General features: G+C 59.1%; 20 protein-coding genes and 2 pseudogenes. 8 read left to right on the forward strand and 14 right to left on the reverse strand.

The genetic code is table 11. The annotated features are described in order from the left end of the window. Positions 1 to 234: 234 nt before the first annotated feature. The gene (locus CWM53_RS17815) at positions 235 to 582 is read right to left on the reverse strand and encodes a YacC family pilotin-like protein (protein ID WP_002888808.1); all 348 of its coding nucleotides are present in this window, start codon (positions 580 to 582) and stop codon (positions 235 to 237) included. Between the two features lie 146 nt (positions 583 to 728). On the opposite strand from CWM53_RS17815, the gene cueO reads away from it, so the two are divergent. Further along, positions 729 to 2,339 carry a multicopper oxidase CueO gene (gene cueO, locus CWM53_RS17820; RefSeq protein WP_100729981.1) on the forward strand — a complete coding sequence of 537 codons (1,611 nt, stop codon included), beginning with the start codon at positions 729 to 731 and terminating at the stop codon, positions 2,337 to 2,339. A gap of 83 nt (positions 2,340 to 2,422) precedes the next feature. Here the strand turns inward: cueO and CWM53_RS17825 are convergent, their stop codons facing one another. Next, positions 2,423 to 4,813, reverse strand: coding sequence for a glucose/quinate/shikimate family membrane-bound PQQ-dependent dehydrogenase (locus tag CWM53_RS17825; protein WP_032732524.1), 2,391 nt, complete (start codon positions 4,811 to 4,813; stop codon positions 2,423 to 2,425). Positions 4,814 to 4,892: 79 nt separating this feature from the next. Here CWM53_RS17825 and CWM53_RS31195 point away from each other — a divergent pair, with 79 nt between their 5' ends. Continuing rightward, on the forward strand, positions 4,893 to 5,012 hold the full coding sequence (locus tag CWM53_RS31195; RefSeq protein WP_012542835.1) for a hypothetical protein: 120 nt from the start codon (positions 4,893 to 4,895) through the stop codon (positions 5,010 to 5,012). Between the two features lie 4 nt (positions 5,013 to 5,016). Next, positions 5,017 to 5,553 carry a hypoxanthine phosphoribosyltransferase gene (gene hpt / locus CWM53_RS17830; RefSeq protein WP_004204384.1) on the forward strand — a complete coding sequence of 179 codons (537 nt, stop codon included), beginning with the start codon at positions 5,017 to 5,019 and terminating at the stop codon, positions 5,551 to 5,553. A gap of 58 nt (positions 5,554 to 5,611) precedes the next feature. On the opposite strand, the gene can is transcribed toward hpt, so the two are convergent. Next, the gene (gene can / locus CWM53_RS17835; protein ID WP_012542834.1) at positions 5,612 to 6,274 is read right to left on the reverse strand and encodes a carbonate dehydratase; all 663 of its coding nucleotides are present in this window, start codon (positions 6,272 to 6,274) and stop codon (positions 5,612 to 5,614) included. A 184-nt stretch (positions 6,275 to 6,458) separates the two neighbouring features. Here can and CWM53_RS17840 point away from each other — a divergent pair, with 184 nt between their 5' ends. From CWM53_RS17840 to CWM53_RS17855, 4 genes are all read left to right on the forward strand, one after another. Beyond that, a complete protein-coding gene (locus CWM53_RS17840) occupies positions 6,459 to 7,385 on the forward strand; it encodes an ABC transporter ATP-binding protein (RefSeq protein ID WP_008807399.1) in 927 nt (308 codons plus the stop codon). After that, complete coding sequence (locus CWM53_RS17845; protein ID WP_044614773.1) at positions 7,382 to 8,152, forward strand: ABC transporter permease; 771 nt, start codon at positions 7,382 to 7,384, stop codon at positions 8,150 to 8,152. Before CWM53_RS17840 ends, CWM53_RS17845 begins: the two co-directional genes overlap by 4 nt. 122 nt (positions 8,153 to 8,274) lie before the next feature. Continuing rightward, positions 8,275 to 8,715 carry a PTS sugar transporter subunit IIA gene (locus CWM53_RS17850; RefSeq protein ID WP_061155735.1) on the forward strand — a complete coding sequence of 147 codons (441 nt, stop codon included), beginning with the start codon at positions 8,275 to 8,277 and terminating at the stop codon, positions 8,713 to 8,715. 58 nt (positions 8,716 to 8,773) lie between these two features. Next, entirely contained in the window at positions 8,774 to 10,027 is a 1,254-nt protein-coding gene (locus tag CWM53_RS17855; protein WP_074386852.1) for a polysaccharide deacetylase family protein, read from the forward strand. 35 nt (positions 10,028 to 10,062) lie between these two features. Here the strand turns inward: CWM53_RS17855 and panD are convergent, their stop codons facing one another. From panD to thpR, 9 genes are all read right to left on the reverse strand, one after another. Then, positions 10,063 to 10,443 carry an aspartate 1-decarboxylase gene (gene panD, locus CWM53_RS17860; protein ID WP_008807395.1) on the reverse strand — a complete coding sequence of 127 codons (381 nt, stop codon included), beginning with the start codon at positions 10,441 to 10,443 and terminating at the stop codon, positions 10,063 to 10,065. A gap of 93 nt (positions 10,444 to 10,536) precedes the next feature. Continuing rightward, positions 10,537 to 11,391, reverse strand: coding sequence for a pantoate--beta-alanine ligase (panC, locus tag CWM53_RS17865; protein ID WP_100729980.1), 855 nt, complete (start codon positions 11,389 to 11,391; stop codon positions 10,537 to 10,539). A gap of 11 nt (positions 11,392 to 11,402) precedes the next feature. Then, the gene (gene panB, locus CWM53_RS17870; protein WP_025714105.1) at positions 11,403 to 12,194 is read right to left on the reverse strand and encodes a 3-methyl-2-oxobutanoate hydroxymethyltransferase; all 792 of its coding nucleotides are present in this window, start codon (positions 12,192 to 12,194) and stop codon (positions 11,403 to 11,405) included. Between the two features lie 120 nt (positions 12,195 to 12,314). Further along, a complete protein-coding gene (folK, locus tag CWM53_RS17875) occupies positions 12,315 to 12,794 on the reverse strand; it encodes a 2-amino-4-hydroxy-6-hydroxymethyldihydropteridine diphosphokinase (RefSeq protein WP_074386850.1) in 480 nt (159 codons plus the stop codon). Next, positions 12,791 to 14,185: a polynucleotide adenylyltransferase PcnB gene (gene pcnB, locus CWM53_RS17880; protein ID WP_071839121.1), complete on the reverse strand. Its 1,395-nt coding sequence runs from the start codon at positions 14,183 to 14,185 to the stop codon at positions 12,791 to 12,793. Before pcnB ends, folK begins: the two co-directional genes overlap by 4 nt. 62 nt (positions 14,186 to 14,247) lie before the next feature. Beyond that, the gene (gluQRS, locus tag CWM53_RS17885) at positions 14,248 to 15,129 is read right to left on the reverse strand and encodes a tRNA glutamyl-Q(34) synthetase GluQRS (RefSeq protein ID WP_061155730.1); all 882 of its coding nucleotides are present in this window, start codon (positions 15,127 to 15,129) and stop codon (positions 14,248 to 14,250) included. Positions 15,130 to 15,188: 59 nt separating this feature from the next. Further along, positions 15,189 to 15,644 carry an RNA polymerase-binding protein DksA gene (gene dksA, locus CWM53_RS17890; RefSeq protein ID WP_007749299.1) on the reverse strand — a complete coding sequence of 152 codons (456 nt, stop codon included), beginning with the start codon at positions 15,642 to 15,644 and terminating at the stop codon, positions 15,189 to 15,191. Between the two features lie 162 nt (positions 15,645 to 15,806). Further along, positions 15,807 to 16,523, reverse strand: a complete 717-nt coding sequence (gene sfsA / locus CWM53_RS17895; RefSeq protein WP_008807388.1) for a DNA/RNA nuclease SfsA — start codon at positions 16,521 to 16,523, stop codon at positions 15,807 to 15,809. Beyond that, entirely contained in the window at positions 16,523 to 17,059 is a 537-nt protein-coding gene (thpR, locus tag CWM53_RS17900) for an RNA 2',3'-cyclic phosphodiesterase (RefSeq protein ID WP_008807387.1), read from the reverse strand. Before thpR ends, sfsA begins: the two co-directional genes overlap by 1 nt. Before the next feature lie 72 nt (positions 17,060 to 17,131). Between thpR and hrpB the strand changes: the two are divergent. Further along, positions 17,132 to 19,490, forward strand: a pseudogene (gene hrpB, locus CWM53_RS17905) (ATP-dependent helicase HrpB). A 3-nt stretch (positions 19,491 to 19,493) separates the two neighbouring features. Here the strand turns inward: hrpB and CWM53_RS17910 are convergent. Both CWM53_RS17910 and CWM53_RS17915 read right to left on the reverse strand, forming a co-directional pair. After that, on the reverse strand, positions 19,494 to 20,294 hold the full coding sequence (locus CWM53_RS17910; protein ID WP_074386847.1) for a prepilin peptidase: 801 nt from the start codon (positions 20,292 to 20,294) through the stop codon (positions 19,494 to 19,496). Between the two features lie 2 nt (positions 20,295 to 20,296). After that, positions 20,297 to 20,436, reverse strand: a pseudogene (locus tag CWM53_RS17915) (type II secretion system protein N); the annotation flags it as partial.

Genomic DNA, 20,436 nt, shown 5'->3' on the forward strand with positions numbered 1-20,436 from the left:
GATATATTTTTACCGGATTCTAGAAGGGTGCTTTTTATTTTGCAATATATGAATAATGATATTTTATTAGTTTTTTAGTCATTCATCATTATTAGGGGTTTAATTTATTTGGCGAATTGATAGGTTTGCAATTAAATAATGTTTGTTTATATACAATAATAAATATAGATATAAATATTTAAATGTGACAAATGAAACGGCAAAGGCGCGGAGCGTGACCGTCCGCGCCGGTCATTATTTGACGTAAGCCAACAGGCTGAGCGAATCGCGGGCCAGCGCTTTGCATTTTTTCGCCGTCGGGATGTTAATACCGCTGAGATCGCGGTAGCTGTCCTCACCAAGCGCTTTCATGTTGTAGCTGTCGTAGTTGCTCAGGTCCCACTGGTTCTGTTGGGCAAAGAACACCAGCGCGCGTCGGATCTGTGTATTGGGCAGGTTCTGGTAGCCACAGTCGTTTTTCAGAAACACAAAAACCGCGGTTAAATCAGCCATATCTTCTGCTTCTGATTCGCTGAGCGCGTAGCTGTTGGCGGAGAGAGCAAGCAGGCTGCCGAGTACCATTGTTCTGAAAAGCGTCTTCATTTTTTCTACCATTAGATCACCGACGCTTCAAATTAGCATACTTCTTTACACAGCGCCGATCTTTATTCTTACTCTTCTGCTTGACCTTCCCGTTACGGTAGGGTTTAAGCTCAAATATTCGCCCGCAGAATAAAAAGGATGTGAATATGCAACGTCGAGACTTCCTCAAACTGACCGCCGCGGTCAGCGTGGCCAGCGCATTACCGCTATGGAGCCGTGCGGTTTTTGCGGCCAGTCGCCCGGCTCTGCCGATACCGACGCTGTTGACGGCCGATGCGCACAACCGTATCGCCCTGACGATCCAGGCGGGCAAAACGCAGTTTGGCGCTCTGCACGCCACCACCTGGGGCTATAACGGTTCGCTGCTGGGTCCTGCGCTACAGTTGACGCAGGGGAAGGCCATCACGGTGGACATTACCAACCAGCTGGCGGAAGAGACCACGCTGCACTGGCATGGTCTGGAGGTCCCGGGCGAGGTCGACGGAGGGCCGCAGGGCGTTATCGCCCCGGGCGCCACCCGTACGGTGAGCTTCACGCCGACGCAGCGGGCGGCCACCTGCTGGTTTCATCCCCATCAACACGGGACCACCGGCCGGCAGGTGGCGATGGGGCTGGCCGGCCTGGTGCTGATCGAGGATGAAGAGAGCGGACGCCTGCTGCTGCCTAAACAATGGGGAATCGATGATGTGCCGGTGATTGTCCAGGACAAGAAGTTCACCGCCGCCGGCGAGATCGACTACCAGCTGGATGTGATGAGCGCCGCCGTCGGCTGGTTTGGCGATACGCTGCTGACCAATGGCGCTCTCTATCCCGAACATGCCGCCCCGCGCGGCTGGCTCCGTCTGCGCTTGCTAAACGGCTGTAATGCCCGTTCCCTCAATTTTGCCACCAGCGATAAGCGTCCGCTGTACGTGGTGGCCAGTGACGGCGGTCTGTTGGCCGAGCCGGTCAAGGTCGATGAATTGCCGGTTTTGATGGGGGAACGCTTTGAGGTGCTGGTGGACACCAGCGACGGTAAACCTTTCGATCTGGTGACCCTGCCGGTGAGCCAGATGGGCATGGCTATTGCGCCTTTTGATAAACCGCAGCCGGTGCTGCGCGTTCAGCCACTGGTCATTCCCGCCTCCGGCAAACTGCTGGATACGCTGGCCGCGCTGCCAGCGCTACCGTCCCTGACGGGGCTGACGCAGCGTCAGCTCCAGCTGTCGATGGATCCGATGCTCGACAGGATGGGCATGCAGGCGCTGATGGAAAAGTATGGCGACCAGGCGATGGCGGGAATGGACCACGGCATGATGGGGCATGGCGGCATGGGCGACATGAGCAATATGCACCACGGTGACATGAGCAATATGAGCAATATGAACCACGGGGCTGGTCGGGATCATGACATGTCGTCAGGCAAGGGGTTTGATTTCCACAACGCCAACCGCATCAACGGCAAAGCCTTCGACATGAATGTGCCGATGTTTGCCGCAGCCAGAGGCCAGTATGAGCGCTGGGTGATATCGGGTAAGGGCGACATGATGCTGCATCCGTTCCATATCCACGGCACCCAGTTCCGCATCCTCAGCGAGAACGGCAAGCCGCCAGCCGCGCACCGCAGCGGCTGGAAAGATACCGTCCGCGTGGAAGGTGACGTCAGTGAAGTGTTGGTGAAGTTTGATCATCCGGCGCCGAAGGAGTTTGCCTATATGGCCCACTGCCACCTGCTGGAGCATGAAGACACCGGGATGATGTTAGGATTCACGGTTTAGGGCTCGGCGGCCTGCTGCCATCTTCCATGGGGAGAAGGGATAAACACAAAAAAAAACGGCAACTTTCGTTGCCGTTTTGCGTTTTATTTGGCGTCATCCGGGAGCGCATAGGCGACAATGTAATCGCCCATTTTGGTACCGAACGAGCCGTGACCGCCGGCAGAGATGACAACATACTGTTTGCCATTCACTTCGTAGGTCATTGGGGTGGCCTGACCGCCGGCTGGCAGACGGGCTTCCCACAGCTTCTCGCCGTTGCTCATATTGTACGCGCGCAGGTAGTTATCTGCGGTCGCGCCGATGAACAGGACGTTACCGGCCGTAGAGATCGGGCCGCCAAGCATCGGCATCCCCATGGTGAACGGCAGCTTAACCGGCATCGGGAACGGCAGACTGTCCTGCGGAGTACCGATACGTTTTTTCCATACCACTTCGTTGGTTTTCAGATCTAGCGCGGAGATATAGCCCCAGGCTGGCTGTTTGCACGGCAGACCGAACGGCGACAGGAACGGGTTCAGGGTCACGCCGTACGGGACGCCGTACTGTGGCTGCACGCCGGACTCGGTGCCAGAGCCTTTCGCATCTTTCGGCGGCTCCATCGGGTTGCCCGGGCCGCGTGGGATCAGTTTAGAGACGAACGGCAGCGCCATCGGGTTGGCAATAGCCACCTGACGGTTCGGATCGACGGAGATACCGCCCCATTCAAACATCCCCAGGTTACCCGGGAAGACGAGAGTGCCCTGCTCAGATGGCGGGGTGAAGATACCTTCATAGCGCATCTGGTGGAAGATCACGCGGCACACCAGCTGATCGAACATGGTGGCACCCCACATGTCCGCCCCGGTCAGATCTTTCTTCGGACGGAAGCTCAGATCGGAGAACGGCTGAGTTTTGGCGACGTAATCCCCTTTGGCAGCGCCCTGCGGAACCGGTTTTTCCGGGGCCGGGACCACCAGCTCGCCATTACGGCGATCCAGTACGAAGATGTTGCCGGTTTTCGCCGGGGCATAGACGACTGGTACGGTTTTACCATTAACCTCAATGTCCGCCAGCGTCGGCTGGGAGGGCATATCCATATCCCACAGATCGTGGTGGACGGTCTGGTAGCTCCAGGCCAGCTTACCAGTGGTGGCGTTCAGCGCCACAATCGAGCTGGCGTAACGCTCTTGCTCCGGCGTGCGGTTGCCGCCCCAGATATCCGGGGTGGTCACGCCCATCGGCAGATAGACCAGATCCAGCTTAGCGTCGTAGGCGGCAGGCGCCCAGGAGTTCGGTGAGTTGAGCGTGAAGTGATGCTCATCGCTCGGGATGGCGTTCGGATCTTTCGCGCCCGGATCGAAGGCCCACAGCAGTTTACCGGTATTCACATCAAAGCCGCGGATCACGCCAGACGGCTCGCGGGTAGAGAAGTTATCGGTGACCGCGCCGGCAATCACGATGGTCTTATCGGTGATAATCGGCGGAGAAGTGGGTTCATACATACCCGGCGTGGTGACCGGCATGTTGGTCTGCAGGTTGAGAATACCTTTATTGGCAAAGGTTTCGCACAGCTTACCGTTGTCGGCGTTTACCGCGAACAGACGGCCATCGTTCACCGGCAGGATAATGCGGCGCGGACAGTCGGCGACGACGTCAGCAGGGGCGTTATCCGCTTTGGCTTCGTGATAAGAGACGCCGCGGCAGGTGACGTGCTGGAACGACGGATCGGCATTCAGCTGCGGGTCAAAATGCCACTTCTCTTTACCGGTGGCCGCGTCCAGCGCGAACAGACGCTGGTGGGCGGTACACAGGAAGAGCGTGTCGCCGACTTTAATCGGCGTCACTTCGTTGGTGATTTCACCCGGGTCGTTCGGTTGCTTCAGGTCGCCGGTGCGGAATACCCAGGCTTCCTTCAGGTTCTTCACGTTGTCGGCGTTAATCTGCTTCAGCGGAGAGAAGCGCTGGCCTTCCTGGTTGCGGCCATAGGCCGGCCAGTCGCCGTCGGCAACGTTGGAGATCGGCGCGGCCGGGGTGGCGTCGGCGCTCAGGGTGCCGTTGACTTCCTGCGGGTCGTTAAAACCGGCCCAGGTCAGCATGCCGCCGCTGATCAGCAGGGCGACGACCAGCGCGCCTACGGCGCCAGCGGAAGGCACGGACAGACGACGCCAGACAAAGGGCAGGATCAGCCAGATACCAAAGAAGACGAGGATGTCGCTACGCGGCGTCAGCGCCCAGAAGTCGAAGCCGACTTCCCAGACGCCCCAGATCATCGTCGCCAGCAGCAGCGCAGCGTACAGCCACAGCGCAGCGCGTTTGCCGCGCAGCAGCATTACGGTCACGCCCAGCATCACCAGACCGGCGATAGGGTAGTACCAGGAGCCGCCAAGCACGACCAGCCATGCTCCGCCGATTAAAAGATAGAGGCCGCAGAACGCTGCAAATAGCGCAGTCAGCGTCACCAGGAGCCTTGATTGTTGAGACTTTGTTTCAGCCATAGAAAGTTACTCATGTGTTTGTTAATTTTTTAACTGCAATTAATTATAGGTTTTAACAAGTGTGATCGGAATCACAAATATGGCTTTATTAATCCCTGCACCGAAGATTTCTTTTTGCTGGTATACTGGGTGGCTTGCCGGTCATCGCCGGGGCGAAAGCAGCGGCTTTGATGATTTATATTTAGAATCAAATGGTTAGTCTTATGAAACATACTGTAGAAGTGATGATCCCGGAATCCGAGATCAAAGCGCGCATCGCGGAACTGGGTCGTCAAATCAACGAACATTACCAGGACAGCGGCAGCGAAATGGTGCTGGTGGGGCTGCTGCGCGGCTCATTTATGTTCATGGCCGACCTGTGCCGTGAAGTGCAGGTGCCGCATGAAGTCGATTTTATGACCGCCTCCAGCTACGGCAGCGGCATGTCCACTACCCGTGATGTGAAAATCCTCAAAGATCTGGATGAAGACATCCGCGGTAAAGACGTACTGATCGTGGAAGACATCATCGACTCCGGCAATACCCTGTCTAAAGTGCGTGAGATCCTCAGCCTGCGCGAGCCGAAATCGCTGGCCATTTGTACGCTGCTGGATAAACCAAGCCGTCGTGAAGTCAACGTCCCGGTTGAGTTTGTCGGTTTCGCCATTCCGGACGAGTTCGTGGTGGGCTACGGTATCGACTACGCCCAGCGCTACCGTCATCTGCCGTATATTGGCAAAGTCACCCTGCTGGACGAGTAAGAGATATCCCACTCTGGACAGCGCGCGCCGCGCTCTCCAGGGTGGCTAAGTCTGAAGGCTATTTGTGGTTGATATGCTTGATCTTGAGGTTGGAGATCCCGTGGCGATAGCGCTGTTCGAGGGTTTCCCGGCTCACGGCGGTGACATCCAGATCGCGCAGCAGCCCGTCGTGAATGCCGTATGCCCAGCCGTGGATGGTGACCTTCTGTCCGCGCTTCCACGCCGATTGCATAATCGTCGAATGTCCCAGGTTGTACACCTGCTCCATCACGTTGAGTTCGCAAAGGGTATCCAGACGGCGCTCCTCCGGCATTTCACCCAGCAGTGAGCTGTGCTTAAACCAGATATCGCGGATATGCAGCAGCCAGTTGTCGATGAGCCCCAGCTCCGGGTTTTCCACCGCCGCCTGCACGCCGCCGCAGCCGTAATGGCCGCAGATGATAATGTGCTCGACTTCGAGGACATCGACGGCATACTGCACCACCGACAGGCAGTTCAGGTCGGTGTGGATCACCAGATTGGCGACGTTACGATGGACAAACAGTTCGCCTGGTTCCAGGCCGGTAAGTCGCTCAGCGGGAACGCGGCTGTCAGAGCAGCCAATCCACAGAAAGCGCGGTTTCTGCGCCTGCGACAGTTTCTCAAAAAAGCCGGGGTCCTCTTCCACCAGCATTTTTGACCATAGTGCATTATTGCTGATGAGTGTATCTATATCATTCATGGACGTTATCGGCCTGTAACCAAGTAAGTGCGTTGCGCTAATATAGGGTAAGCTCACCTTTTTTAAAACCATCTTAACCCGTGATACGTCAGGCTACCGATGCGTTAGCGGCGCCAGCGCCAGTAGAACGCAAACGAGAGTCAGGCGGATTAATGACGTGTCACGACACGAGAAGAGATATTTAATGACCATTGCTCTGGAATTAAAACAGCTCAAAAAAACCTACCCCGGCGGGGTTCAGGCGCTGCGGGGAATCGACCTGCAGGTCGAGGCGGGGGATTTCTATGCCCTGCTGGGGCCGAACGGGGCCGGAAAATCCACGACTATCGGCATCATCAGTTCGCTGGTGAATAAAACCTCCGGTCAGGTCAATGTCTTTGGCTACGATCTGGAAAAAGATGTCGTCAACGCCAAGCGTCAGCTTGGCCTGGTGCCGCAGGAGTTTAACTTCAACCCGTTCGAGACCGTGCAGCAGATCGTCGTTAACCAGGCGGGCTACTACGGCGTGGAACGCAAGGAAGCCGTCGCCCGCAGCGAAAAATACCTAAAACAGCTCGATCTGTGGGAAAAACGCAACGAACGCGCGCGGATGCTCTCCGGCGGGATGAAGCGTCGCCTGATGATCGCCCGCGCGTTAATGCATGAGCCGAAGCTGCTGATCCTCGACGAACCGACCGCTGGCGTCGATATTGAACTGCGTCGCTCAATGTGGGGCTTTCTCAAGGATCTGAACGATCGCGGGACCACCATTATCCTGACCACCCACTATCTCGAAGAGGCCGAAATGCTGTGCCGCAACATCGGCATCATCCAGCACGGCGCGCTGGTGGAAAACACCTCGATGAAAGCGCTGCTGTCGAAGCTAAAGTCTGAGACCTTTATTCTCGACCTCGCGCCAAAAAGCCCGGTACCGAAGCTCGAAGGCTACCAGTACCAGCTGGTCGATACCTCGACGCTGGAAGTCGAGGTTCTGCGCGAGCAGGGGATTAACAGCGTCTTTGCCCAACTGAGCGCCCAGGGGGTGCAGGTACTGAGTATGCGTAACAAAGCTAACCGTCTGGAAGAGCTGTTTGTCACGCTGGTGCATGAGCGAAAAGGAGAGTCAGCATGATGCAGCTTTATTGGGTCGCGCTGAAAAGCATCTGGACCAAAGAGATCCACCGTTTTATGCGCATCTGGATCCAGACGCTGGTGCCGCCGGTGATCACCATGACCCTGTACTTCGTGATTTTTGGCAACCTGATCGGGTCGCGCATCGGCGAGATGCATGGCTTTACCTATATGCAGTTTATCGTGCCGGGCCTGATCATGATGGCGGTGATCACCAACGCTTACGCTAATGTCGCCTCGTCGTTCTTCAGCGCCAAGTTTCAGCGCAATATTGAAGAGCTGCTGGTGGCGCCGGTGCCAACGCATGTCATTATCGCCGGCTACGTTGGCGGTGGCGTGGCGCGCGGGCTGTGCGTGGGTATCCTGGTGACGGCGGTGTCGTTGTTCTTTGTGCCGTTCCAGGTTCACTCCTGGCTGTTTGTCGCCCTGACGCTGCTCCTCACCGCGGTGCTGTTCTCGCTGGCGGGCCTGTTGAACGCGGTGTTTGCCAAGACCTTTGACGACATCAGCCTGATCCCGACCTTTGTGCTGACGCCGCTGACCTACCTCGGCGGGGTGTTCTATTCGCTGACCCTGCTGCCGCCGTTCTGGCAGGGGCTGTCGCATTTGAATCCCATCGTCTACATGATCAGCGGTTTCCGCTTCGGCTTCCTGGGTATCAACGATGTGCCGCTGGTGACCACCTTTGCGGTGCTGGTGGTCTTCATCGTCGCCTTCTATCTGCTTTGCTGGTCGTTAATCCAGCGCGGCCGCGGCCTGCGCAGCTGATGTTCATCACGGTTAGCGCTTCCTGACGCCAATACGCGAAGCGCTAACCGCTTATCTTTGACCGCCATCACCGATACGCCATCCTCCCCTTGCTACATTGTTTGCTGGCTAAGGAGGGAAGCATGCTTGGTTGGGTTATTACCTGTCACGATGAGCTGGCGCAGGAGATGCTGGATCGTCTTGAACAAAAGTTTGGTCCGCTGGCCCAGTGTCGGGCGGTCAATTACTGGCGCAATCTCAGCAGCAATATGTTGAGCCGGATGATGTGCGATGCGCTGCATGCCACCGACTCCGGGGATGGCGTCATTTTCCTGACCGACAGAACCGGCGCGGCACCTTATCGGGCCGCCGCGCTGATGAGCCACAAGCATACCCATTGCGAAGTGATCTCCGGCGTCAGCTATTCATTACTTGAGCGAATGTATCTGCTGCGGGGCACGTTAAGCAGCGATGCGTTCCGTCAGACTATCGTCAGTGCGGGCGGGCCGATGGTGAGCAGCTTGTGGCATCAGCAGCAGAAGAATCCCCCGTTCCGCTTGCGTCATGATACCTTCGGAAATTAAGCAGCGTGACAGATGCTGCTTTTGTTACAATAGCTGCCGTTGATGGTTTACCGGTTCGATGCGCATGCTTGCCCGATTTTTTACGCTTCTTTTTTTACTGACCTCGCTCAGCGCTTCCGCCAGCCTGCTTAGCCAGCAGGGCAAGCCTGTGCGCTATATGCAAACCACCGAAGACGCGGTTATCTGGGCGCAGGTGGGGAACCGTGTGGTCAGCGTCGGCAATGTGCGTGCCGGGCAGATCCTCGCGGTCGTCCCGACGGCGGCTGACTATTATGAATTTCGCTTCGGCTTCGGCACCGGGTTTATTGATAAAGGCCACCTCGAGCCGGTACAGGGTAAACAGCGAGTGGAGGACCGACTGGGGGATCTCAATAAACCGTTGAGTAACCAGAATTTACTCACCTGGAAAGATACGCCGCTCTATGACGCTCCTTCAGTGAGCAGCGTGCCGTTTGGTACGCTGGCCACTAATCTGCGCTATCCGATCCTCAGCAAGCTGAAAGACCGGCTCAATCAGACCTGGTTTCAGATCCGCATTGGCGACCGGCTGGCGTGGGTCAGCAGTCTGGATGCGCAGGAAGATAACGGTATTCCCGTGCTGACCTATCACCACATTCTGCGCGACGAAGAGAACACCCGTTTCCGCCATACCTCGACCACCACCTCGGTACGCGCCTTCAACAACCAGATGACCTGGCTGCGTGATCAGGGCTATACCACGCTGACCTTGTATCAACTGGAAGGCTATGTGCGTAATAAAATCAACCTTCCGGCGCGGGCAGTGGTCATTACCTTCGATGACGGCCTGAAATCGGTAAACCGTTACGCCTATCCGGTGCTGAAACAGTACGGCTTCCATGCCACTGCATTTATTATCTCCTCGCGTATTAAGCGCCATCCGCAGAAATGGGATCCGAAATCGCTGCAGTTCATGAGTATTTCTGAGCTACGGCAGATCCAGGATGTTTTTGATATTCAGTCGCATACCCACTTCCTGCATCGGGTTGACGCCAGCCGCCGGCCGATTTTATTCAGCCGCAATTACCATAATATTCTGTTTGATTTCGCCCACTCGCGCCGGGCGCTCAGCCAGTTTAATCCGCATGTTCTCTACCTTTCCTATCCCTTCGGCGGCTATAACGCCACGGCGGTGCAGGCGGCGAATGACGCCGGATTTCATATGGCGGTGACGACGGTGCGGGGGAAGGTGAAGCCGGGGGACAATCCGTTTCTGCTGAAGCGGTTATATATCTTACGGACGGATTCGCTGGAGACGATGTCGCGGCTGATCAGTAACCAGCCGCAGGGGTAACACCGGCGCTGTGCCTGAGCGCAGCGCCGCGGTCATCAGGCGACCTGAACCGGAATGGCTTTCGCCTGGCGCTTCATTTCGTTGTCGCCTTCGAAGTAGGCGATGTTGGGCTGCCAGGTGCGCGCCTCTTCGTCCGACATGGTGACGAAGCTGGCGATGATCAGGATATCGCCGACGCTGGCGCAGTGCGCGGCGGCGCCGTTGACGGAGATGATTCTGGAACCCCGTTCGGCGGCAATGGCGTAGGTGGAGAAACGGTTGCCGTTGGTGACGTTCCAGAGGTGAATGGTTTCATTCTCCAGAATACCGGCCGCATCCAGGAAATCCTGGTCAATGGCGCATGAACCTTCATAGTGCAGGTCAGCCTGCGTGACTTTTACGCGGTGGAGCTTGCCCTGCAGCATATTACGCATCATAACTTCTACCCTTCAACCTTAATGTAGCAGAGCGGACAGGTCGTCCGCCCTGAGAAAAGCCCGGGCAAGTATTGCCCGATTTTTACCCGCTGTCTACTGACCGAGCGTGACGATCTGGTTGTCGATCAGGCGGGCCTGACCCAGCCAGGCGGCCATCAGGATCACCGCGCGCTGGCTGGCATCTGTCAGCTCAAGCAGGGTGTCGGCATCGCGGATCTGAATGTCGTCGGCGCGGAAGCCTTTTTCATTCAGCTCCTGTTCAGCGATAGCGATGATCTCGTCGAGTTGGCGATCGCCGGCGGCCAGTTTTTCCGCCACCGTGCTCAGCACCTTGTACAGGCCGGGGGCGATTTTGCGCTGGTCGGCGGTCAGGTAGCCGTTACGCGAACTCAGCGCCAGGCCATCTTTCGCGCGGACGATCGGCACGCCGATAATCTCGATATCGTAGCCCATGTCGGCGGTCATCTTGCGGATCAGCGCCATCTGCTGGAAGTCTTTCTCGCCGAAGCAGGCGACGTCCGGCTGAACCAGATTGAACAGCTTACTGACGATGGTCGACACGCCGCGGAAATGGCCCGGGCGGCTGGCGCCTTCCAGCATAGTGGACAGGCCTGGGACGTCGACGTAGGTCTGGCCTTCGGTGCCCTGCGGGTAGACTTCCGCCGGCGTCGGTGCGAAGACAAAGTCGACATGGCGCTTGTTCAGCTTTTCGCAATCATCCTGCAGGGTACGCGGGTAGCGTGCCAGGTCGTCGGCGCGGTCAAACTGCATCGGATTGACGAAAATACTGACCACCACCACGTCCGCGCTGGCTTTAGCCTCATCAACCAGCTTCATATGACCATCATGCAGGTTGCCCATCGTCGGAACCAGCGCGATACGCTTACCTTCCTGACGCAGACGGCGGATATGCTGACGCAGCAGCAGCACGGATTCAATAATCAGCACAACAAGACTCCTTAATGGAAACTGTGTTCTTCGCCCGGATAGACCCCGGATTCAACTTCGGCAATATACTGCCGTACCGCGGCGCGGATGTCGCCCGCTTCGGCAAGGAAATTCTTAGCGAATTTAGGGATGTGGCCGCCGGTGATCCCGAATGCGTCATGCATCACCAGGATCTGCCCGTCGGTGACGTTGCCCGCGCCGATGCCGATCACCGGAATGGTCAGGGCTTCGGTAATGCGTTTCGCCAGTTCTACCGGCACGCACTCCAGCACCAGCAGCTGCGCGCCAGCCGCTTCCAGCGCTAACGCGTCTTCAAACAGGGTCTGCGCCGCATCGCCGCGCCCCTGCACTTTATACCCGCCGAATACGTTTACCGACTGCGGCGTGAGGCCGAGGTGGCCGCAAACCGGCACCGCGCGTTCCGCCAGCATCTTCACGGTATCGGCCAGCCAGGCGCCGCCTTCGAGTTTGACCATATTGGCGCCAGCGCGCATCACGATGGCCGCATTTTCGAAGGTCTGTTCGGGAGTGGCGTAGGCCATAAAAGGCAGGTCGGCAAGCAGCAGGCTGTTCGGCGCACCGCGGCGGACGGCGCGGGTGTGATAGGCGATATCTTCCACGGTGACCGGCAGGGTGGAGTCGTGACCCTGTACCGTCATTCCCAGGGAATCGCCCACCAGCAGCACATTAATGCCTTCATCGGCGAACAGCTTCGCGAAGCTATGGTCGTAGGCGGTAATGGTGGCAAAGCGCTTCTTTTCCTGTTTGCATTTCTGCAGCAGGGCAATGGTGGTCGGTTTCATAACATTTCCTGATGATGAAAGTCATATTAACCGGCATTCTAACAGCAGCATTCAGAGGGGCAATGATTTTGGGCAACCGATTACGACGATCGCCGCAAATGCTAAAAAAGGGAGAGGGGATTACCAGCTCGCGGGTTTTTCCGCGCCCAGATTATCCAGCACGGCGCGCAGCGCAGGGCCGTCAGGAAAATGGAGATCCGGGGCGATCTCGAACAGCGGCCAGAGCATAAAGCCGCGGTTTTTCATATCGTAGTGCGGAACGGTCAGGCGCGGGCTATTGATGACCTCATCGCCAAACAGCATGATGTCGAGGTCGAGCGTGCGCGGTCCCCAGCGTTCAGCTTTGCGCACCCGACCCTGCTGCAGCTCGATGCGCTGAGTGTGATCGAGCAGCGCATCGGGCGCCAGGGTGGTTTCCAGCGCGACGGCGGCGTTGAGATAGTCCGGCTGATCCTGCGGGCCCAGCGGCGGCGTGCGGTAGAACGAAGAGACGTTCACCACGCGGCTGTGCGGAATATCGCCCAGCGCGCGGATGGCCGCCTGCACCTGCTCCAGCGGAGAAGCAAGGTTACTGCCAAGCGCGATATAGACCAGAGTCATGCGTTACCCTGACGCGGCGCGCGCTTGCGCGGACGGCGGTGGCGACGGCGTGGCGCCGGATCGTCCCCGAGGTCGTTGAGCATGTCTTTTTGTTCCGGCGGCGCGGCAACCTGGAATTCGCCCCACCATTTGGTCAGGCGCTGCAGTTCGCTGTTGTTTTCCGCCCCGGCACGCAGCTCCAGCAGATCGTAGGCGGCACGGAATTTCGGATGTTCCATCAGCTTCCAGGCGCGTTTGCCCTGACGACGGGACATGCGCAGCTGCAGCTGCCAGATATCACGAATAAGGGTGGTGATGCGCTTAGGGATCGCCAGCGTACGGCAGGCTTCGTCCAGGACATCGTTCATCGCCAGGGCGAAGGCGTCGTAGTACGCCAGACCGCTCTCCTGGGCGATTTTTTGCGCCGTCTCCAGCAGCGGATACCAGAACATCACCGCGAAGAGGAAGGCCGGATTGACGCGCATGTCGTTATGAATGCGGGTATCGGTGTTCTTCAGCACCTGGCTGATGATGCGCTCCATCGGGCTGTCGCCGCGCTCGGTAAAGTAGCGAGTGATGGTCGGGAACAACGGTTGGAACAGGTTGTATTCCCGCAGCAGCATATAGGTCTGGTAGCCATACCCGGCCTGCAGCAACTTAAGCACTTCTTCGAACAGGCGTGCCGGCGGCACGTCGTGGAGCAGGGTGGCCAGGCGCGGCAGCGGTTCAGCCGTTTCCTGGCTGATGCTCATATCCAGCTTGGCGGCAAAGCGCACCGCGCGCAGCATGCGCACCGGATCTTCGCGATAGCGGGTTTCCGGATTGCCGATCAGGCGGATCACGCCGTCCTGCAGATCCTTCATGCCGCCGACGTAGTCGCGAACGGTAAAGTCAGCCACGCTGTAATAAAGGCTATTGATGGTGAAGTCGCGACGCTGGGCATCCTCTTCGATCGAGCCGAAGATGTTATCGCGCAGCAGCATGCCGTTCTGGCCCTGCTGGGAGGTCACGCGATCGGTGGTGTGCCCTTCGTGATGGCCGCGGAAGGTGGCGACTTCAATGATTTCCGGCCCGAACATGACGTGCGCCAGGCGGAAACGTCGCCCGACCAGACGGCAGTTGCGGAACAGCTTGCGCACCTGATCCGGCGTGGCGTTGGTGGTGACGTCAAAATCTTTCGGCTTTTTGCCAAGCAGCAGGTCGCGGACACCGCCGCCGACCAGCCAGGATTCGTAGCCTGCCTTGTTGAGGCGGTACATGACCTTGAGGGCGTTTTCACTGATATCTTTGCGGGAAATAGCATGCTGCTCACGCGGGATCACCGTCATAGGCATGGGTTCGACGGCGGCTTCTGCCTCGCGCTCCTCACGGCTTAGCACCTTACGGCAAAAATTAGCGACTCGGGTAAAAATGGTGCACCTCGTAGTGTCAGACGGACTTCAGATCAACTATACAGTATAAAAATAGCGGCTAATCATAGCTCAGCGGGAGCCATTTGAGAATGCTCGATTTTTGCGGGCTGCCAGTTGGCGACGGCCTGACTGAGTAAATCGTCAATGCTCAGGGCTTGCCAGTCCTGGGCGATGTCCTGATTAAGAAACCGGAGCGCCCGGACAATTTCGGGGCGCGGATCGCCTTCCGGCAGCGCCGGTGCGTGGTTTTGTTTAGAGAGTTTATTCCCGTCAGCATTGAGGGCCAGCGGCAGATGGAGGTAGTCCGGCGCCTGCCAGCCAAAATGCTGATACAGTGAAATCTGCCGGACCGTCGGCTCAATCAGGTCAGCGCCGCGGACGATCTCGGTGATCCCCTGAAAGTGATCATCAACCACCACCGCCAGGTTGTAGGCAAACAGGCCGTCGCGACGGTGGATAATAAAATCCTCGCGCGCCAGCGGCTCATTGGCGATGAGCGTACCGTGCAGGCGATCGGTGAACTGCAGCACGGGACGGGTCTGGCGTAGACGCAGCGCGGCGTTTTCCGCCCCCAGCCCGAGGTCGCGGCAGTGACCATCGTAGATCCCGCCTACGGCATGGATCCGCGCGCGGGTGCAAGTGCAGTAATAGCTCAGCCCTTGTTCACCCAGCCAGGCCAGCGCCTCGCGGTAAGCTTCATGTCGTTGCGACTGCCAGAGCACGTCGCCGTCCCAGTGCAGACCGTAGTGGTCAAGCTGGCGCAGAATGGTGTCGGCGGCTCCGGGGACTTCACGCGGCGGGTCGATATCTTCAATGCGAACGCGCCAGATACCCTGGTTCGCGCGGGCTTGCAGGTAGCTGCCGAGCGCGGCAATCAGAGAGCCGAAGTGGAGTTCACCGGAGGGGGAGGGAGCAAAGCGCCCAATATAGCGTGAGTCAGTCATGTTACGGACAACAGAACCAGGCGGGAGAGACTCCCGCCAGAGAGTGAGGCAGCAGGGGATTAGCCCGCCATCTGTTTTTCGCGAATTTCCGCCAGGGTTTTGCAGTCAATGCACAGATCCGCAGTCGGACGCGCTTCCAGACGGCGAATGCCGATCTCCACGCCGCAGGATTCGCAGTAGCCGAAGTCTTCATCTTCAACTTTTTTCAGCGTTTTCTCGATCTTTTTGATCAGTTTACGTTCGCGGTCGCGGTTACGCAGTTCCAGGCTGAACTCTTCTTCCTGGGCGGCACGGTCTACCGGATCCGGGAAGTTAGCAGCTTCATCCTGCATGTGCGTTACGGTGCGATCCACTTCATCCCTGAGTTGATTACGCCATGCTTCAAGAATACGCTTGAAGTGCGCCAGCTGGGCTTCGTTCATATACTCTTCGCCCGGCTTCTCTTGGTACGGCTCCACCCCAGCGATGGCGAGAATACTCAGGGACGATGTTTTACGGTTTTGCCCTTCTTGCATGTTGCTTCTCCTTAACACGCACTATCGATCCCCATGTGGGGGAAAATCAGGCCGCTATAAATAGCAGATGCTTTTCCGGATAGCAATTATCTAAACGTTACACTTGACAACCCTGTGAAGAAAAGCGTATTCGCGCTTGCGACCCGAACACTATTTAGCCACTTATTTCCCGGGGTTTAACACCACGGCAATCGGCTTATTCAGAGTCATCTTCGTCGTAGAAAGTTCCGCCTTCCAGGCGAGAATTTCCACCCCCTTGTCGCGGGCTTCTGTTAACAGCTGTGCGTATCTGGCATCAATATGATGCGCGGGAGAGAAACGGTCAATTGCCGAATGCAAAACGGCAAATAAAATCACCGCACGGTCGCCATTTGCCGCGACGGCCATCAGCTCCCGCAGGTGCTTCTGACCGCGCGTGGTCACCGCATCGGGAAAATAACCGTATTCTTTCTCCGCCAACGTAACCGATTTCACTTCAATATAGCAGTTTTGTCGGTCATCTGCCTGCAACATAATATCGATACGGCTATTCTCTTCGCCATATTTCACTTCGCTTTTCAGTTGGTTATAGCCTGAAAGCTCAGGGATTATTCCGGCGGAAATCGCCTCTTTTGCCAGCGAATTCGCGCGCAGCGTATTGACGCAAATAACCGCGCCCTGCTGCGTTTCAGTTAATTCCCAGGTATGGGCATATTTGCGCTTCGCATTGTCAGAAGTGGAATACCAGACGGTGTCGCCCGGGGCGGCGCAACCGGTCATTGCGCCGGTATTGGGGCAGTGAAGCGTCAGCTCACGGCCATCGGGGGTAACCACGTCAGCAAGAAATCGTTTGTAACGTTTAAGCAAAATAGCGGGCTGTAACGGCGGATCAAACTGCATCAACTTTCCTTATGAAACGGATAACGTTCCAGCGCCGTGTAGCGCGTGCGCCCCCGGCCGAAGCTGGACTCATAAAGCACGAACTCGTTCACCGGAAACGACCAGTGAAAGCCGGGAGCCGGGATCGGCACCGCCTGGCGGGCATCGCGCCACAGGGTAATATGCGGATGAAACGGCTGCGGGCTCTGATAGCAGCCGCTGCGCGCCGCCTGAGCGCGCAGCATACTGGCGAGCTGCAGCAGGCCGCGCGGCGGCTGACGGGTCCCGAGCCAGACCACCCGCGAGCGCAGCCACTGTCCGGCATCGTCCAGTGTCAGGGTAAAGCCCGGCTGGCGCAGCCGGCCAGCGAGGGCGGCCAGCGCCCGCTGTTTTTCCGCGCTCACCTCGCCGAGAAACGCCAGCGTCAGATGGAGGTTATCCGCCGCGACGGGCCTGCCGGCATCCTCGGGGAAGTGGCTTGCCCGCCACTGGACGATCTGTTTCTGGACGGCAGACGGCAGTTCAAGCGCAAAAAACAGCCTTTTCGGCTCAGACATGATAGAGACTCGGTAATGAATTAGGGGGATGCTACAATGCGAGCCCCTGAATGTTAACCCCCGGAGCCTTTTGTGTCCTCATTGCCGGTTGCCGCCGTCCTCCCAGAACTGTTATCCGCCCTGCAGCACGCGCCGCAGGTTTTGCTCAACGCGCCGACCGGCGCCGGGAAATCGACCTGGCTGCCGCTGCAGATCCTCGCCGAGGGCAACATCGCGGGACGCATTATCCTGCTGGAGCCGAGGCGCCTGGCGGCGCGTAATGTCGCGCAGCGGCTGGCTGAACTGCTTGGCGAAAAGCCGGGGGAGACCGTGGGTTACCGCATGCGCGCCGAAACCTGCGTTGGGCCGCAGACCCGCCTTGAGGTGGTTACGGAGGGGATCCTGACGCGCATGATCCAGCGCGATCCAGAGCTGGCGGGCGTGGGGCTGGTGATCCTCGATGAGTTTCACGAACGCAGCCTGCAGGCGGATCTGGCGCTGGCCTTGCTGCTCGACGTCCAGCAGGGATTGCGTGACGATCTCAAGTTGCTGATCATGTCGGCGACCCTCGACAACGATCGCCTGCAGCGTCTGCTTCCTGAGGCGCCAGTGGTGGTCTCGGAGGGGCGCGCTTATCCGGTGGAGCGCCGTTTCAACCCGCTTCCCACGCACCAGCGTTTTGATGAGGCCGTGGCGGTGGCGGCAGCGGAGCTGTTGCGTCATGAACAGGGGTCGATGCTGCTGTTTCTGCCCGGCGTCGGCGAGATCCAGCGCGTTCTCGACCAGCTGACGGAGCGCGTGGCGGAGGATGTCATCCTCTGCCCGCTGTATGGCGCGTTGCCTTTAAGTGAGCAGCGTAAAGCGATCCTCCCCGCGCCGGTCGGGAAGCGCAAAGTGGTGCTGGCCACCAACATTGCCGAGACCAGTCTGACCATCGAGGGGATCCGCCTGGTGGTCGACAGCGCCCAGGAGCGGGTCGCCCGCTTTGACCCGCGCACCGGGCTGACCCGGCTGGTGACGCAGCGCATTAGTCAGGCATCAATGACGCAGCGCGCCGGACGCGCCGGTCGTCTCTCCCCGGGGATCTGCCTGCATTTGCTCGGCAAAGAACAGGCCGAACGGGCGGCGGCGCAGAGCGAGCCGGAGATCCTGCACAGCGATCTGTCGGCGCTGCTGCTGGAGCTGCTGCAGTGGGGCTGCCACGATCCGGCCGCGCTGGCCTGGCTGGATCAGCCGCCGGCGGTCAACCTGGCCGCCGCGCGCCGCCTGCTAGAGGCGCTCTCGGCGCTGGACGGCGATCGGTTGTCGGCGTTTGGCCGCAAAATGGCGACCCTTGGCAACGAGCCGCGACTGGCGGCGATGCTGGTCGCCGCGCAGACCGATGACGAGGTGGCAACGGCGGCAAAGCTGGCGGCGATCCTCGAGGAGCCGCCGCGCGGCGGGGTGGCGGATTTGGGCGCCGTCTTTTCCCGTCAGCAGGCCAACTGGCAGCAGCGGGCGCAGCAGCTGATGAAGCGTCTGGCCCGCCGCAGCGGCCAGCCCGATGCCGGACGAATAGCGGGGCTGCTGGCGTCGGCCTTCGCCGATCGCATCGCCCGCCGCCGCGGTCAGGAGGGGCGCTACCAGCTGGCGAACGGCATGGGCGCGATGCTGGACGCCGACGACGCGCTGGGCCGCCATGAGTGGCTGATCGCTCCGCTGCTGCTGCAGGGCAGCGCCTCGCCGGATGCCCGCATGCTGTTGGCTCTGCCAGTGGATATCGGTGAGCTGATCGCCGCCCGTCCTGAACTGGCGAAAAGTTCCGACACGGTGGAGTGGGATGAAGCGCAGGGGACCCTGAAAGCCTGGCGGCGGACGGTGATAGGCCAGCTGGTGATCAAGACCCAGCCGCTGGCGAAACCCTCTGAGGTGGAGCTGCATCAGGCGATGCTCAACGGGATTCGTGAGAAAGGCCTCAGTGTGCTCAACTGGACGCCAGAGGCTGAGCAGCTGCGCCTGCGGCTACAGTGTGCGGCGCAGTGGCTGCCGGAAGAGGCGTGGCCCGCGGTGGATGACGCTTCGCTGTTGGCCTCGCTGGAGGCATGGCTGCTGCCGCAGATGAACGGCGTTCACTCGCTGCGGGCGCTGAAGGCGCTGGATCTGCGTCAGGCGCTACAGGACTGGCTGCCGTGGCCGCTGCGCCAGAAGCTGGATCGCGAGCTGCCGACGCACTATACCGTGCCGACCGGCAGCCGTCTGGCGATCCGTTACCATGCGGAGAACCCGCCGGCGGGTGCTGGAGCTGCTGTCGCCCGCCCAGCGTCCGCTGCAGATCACCCGCGATCTGAGCGCCTTCTGGCAGGGGAGCTACCGCGAGGTGCAGAAAGAGATGAAGGGACGCTACCCGAAACACGTCTGGCCGGACGATCCGGCCAACACCGCCCCGACCCGGCGCAGCAAAAAATATTCGTAGTCGCTAGACCATCTGCTGCCAGAGAAAAATGCCCCCTCCGGCCAGCGCCAGCCAGGGGCCGAAGGCCAGCGGCTGCTGCAGCGACTGCCGGGACCACAGGCGCTGCAGCAGGGTCCACACCAGTCCGCTGGCCGACGCGAGCAACAGCACCTGCGGCAGAACCTGCCAGCCGCACCAGGCGCCCAGCGCCGCCAGCAGCTTAAAATCGCCATAGCCCAGCGCCTCTTTCCCGGTCAGCAGGCGGAACAGCCAGTAGACCGACCACAGCGCCAGATAACCGGCCATCGCCCCGGCGACCGCGTCCGGCAGGGCAATGTACACCTCGTTAAGATTAAACAGTAGCCCGGCCCACAGCAGGGGCAGTGTCAGACGGTCAGGCAGCAGTTGGGTTCGGGCGTCAATCCGCGCCAGCATCAGCAGGAACGAGAGCAGCACCAGGCCGCCCGCCAGCGGCAGGCCCGGCGCGAGCAATGCCCCGGCGAGCATAAACAGCAGGCCGGTGGCCAGCTCGGTCAGCGGATAGCTCCACGCGATGGGCGCCTGACAGCAGCGGGCGCGGCGGCCCAGCCAGAGAAAGCTGAGCAGCGGGATATTGTCCCGCCAGGCGATCGGCTGGCGGCACTGCGGGCAGGATGATCTCGGGGTGCTGAGGCTTATCCGCTCGTCGTCCGCGGTCTGGGTCAGCATGCGCGGCAGGCGATAGATCACCACGTTGTAAAAGCTGCCCAGCGCCAGGCCGAACAGCAGCAGGAAGCCATACCAGACAAGGGGAAAGTGCAGCGATAATGCCGTTAATGTCGTCATTTTTACTCCTGGTGTAACCATTTTCCCTGAATCTGCCACGGTGTGCGGCCTGACTCGTTTTTAGCGGCGGGGCGCGTGACCAGCAGCGCCAGCAGGGGCGGCATCCCCTGCCGGGGCTGCAGCGTACCGCGAAACAGATAGC

This window comes from Klebsiella sp. A-Nf5, assembly GCF_002810545.1.
Classification (GTDB): Bacteria; Pseudomonadota; Gammaproteobacteria; order Enterobacterales; family Enterobacteriaceae; genus Klebsiella; species Klebsiella variicola.

Coding starts and splice junctions, on each gene's coding strand:
- CWM53_RS17815 (WP_002888808.1), bottom strand. CDS start 582: ATGAAGACGCTTTTCAGAACAATGGTACTCGGCAGCCTGCTTGCTCTC.
- folK (WP_074386850.1), bottom strand. CDS start 12,794: ATGACTCTGGTCTATATCGCGCTTGGCAGTAACCTTGCTTCTCCGCTG.
- sfsA (WP_008807388.1), bottom strand. CDS start 16,523: ATGCAGTTTGATCCGCCGTTACAGCCCGCTATTTTGCTTAAACGTTAC.
- panD (WP_008807395.1), bottom strand. CDS start 10,443: ATGATGCGTAATATGCTGCAGGGCAAGCTCCACCGCGTAAAAGTCACG.
- CWM53_RS17825 (WP_032732524.1), bottom strand. CDS start 4,813: ATGGCTGAAACAAAGTCTCAACAATCAAGGCTCCTGGTGACGCTGACT.
- CWM53_RS17855 (WP_074386852.1), top strand. CDS start 8,774: ATGCGCATGCTTGCCCGATTTTTTACGCTTCTTTTTTTACTGACCTCG.
- CWM53_RS17845 (WP_044614773.1), top strand. CDS start 7,382: ATGATGCAGCTTTATTGGGTCGCGCTGAAAAGCATCTGGACCAAAGAG.
- CWM53_RS17840 (WP_008807399.1), top strand. CDS start 6,459: ATGACCATTGCTCTGGAATTAAAACAGCTCAAAAAAACCTACCCCGGC.
- hpt (WP_004204384.1), top strand. CDS start 5,017: ATGAAACATACTGTAGAAGTGATGATCCCGGAATCCGAGATCAAAGCG.
- gluQRS (WP_061155730.1), bottom strand. CDS start 15,129: ATGACTGACTCACGCTATATTGGGCGCTTTGCTCCCTCCCCCTCCGGT.
- CWM53_RS31195 (WP_012542835.1), top strand. CDS start 4,893: ATGGCTTTATTAATCCCTGCACCGAAGATTTCTTTTTGCTGGTATACT.
- panB (WP_025714105.1), bottom strand. CDS start 12,194: ATGAAACCGACCACCATTGCCCTGCTGCAGAAATGCAAACAGGAAAAG.
- thpR (WP_008807387.1), bottom strand. CDS start 17,059: ATGTCTGAGCCGAAAAGGCTGTTTTTTGCGCTTGAACTGCCGTCTGCC.
- dksA (WP_007749299.1), bottom strand. CDS start 15,644: ATGCAAGAAGGGCAAAACCGTAAAACATCGTCCCTGAGTATTCTCGCC.
- can (WP_012542834.1), bottom strand. CDS start 6,274: ATGAATGATATAGATACACTCATCAGCAATAATGCACTATGGTCAAAA.
- CWM53_RS17910 (WP_074386847.1), bottom strand. CDS start 20,294: ATGACGACATTAACGGCATTATCGCTGCACTTTCCCCTTGTCTGGTAT.
- CWM53_RS17850 (WP_061155735.1), top strand. CDS start 8,275: ATGCTTGGTTGGGTTATTACCTGTCACGATGAGCTGGCGCAGGAGATG.
- cueO (WP_100729981.1), top strand. CDS start 729: ATGCAACGTCGAGACTTCCTCAAACTGACCGCCGCGGTCAGCGTGGCC.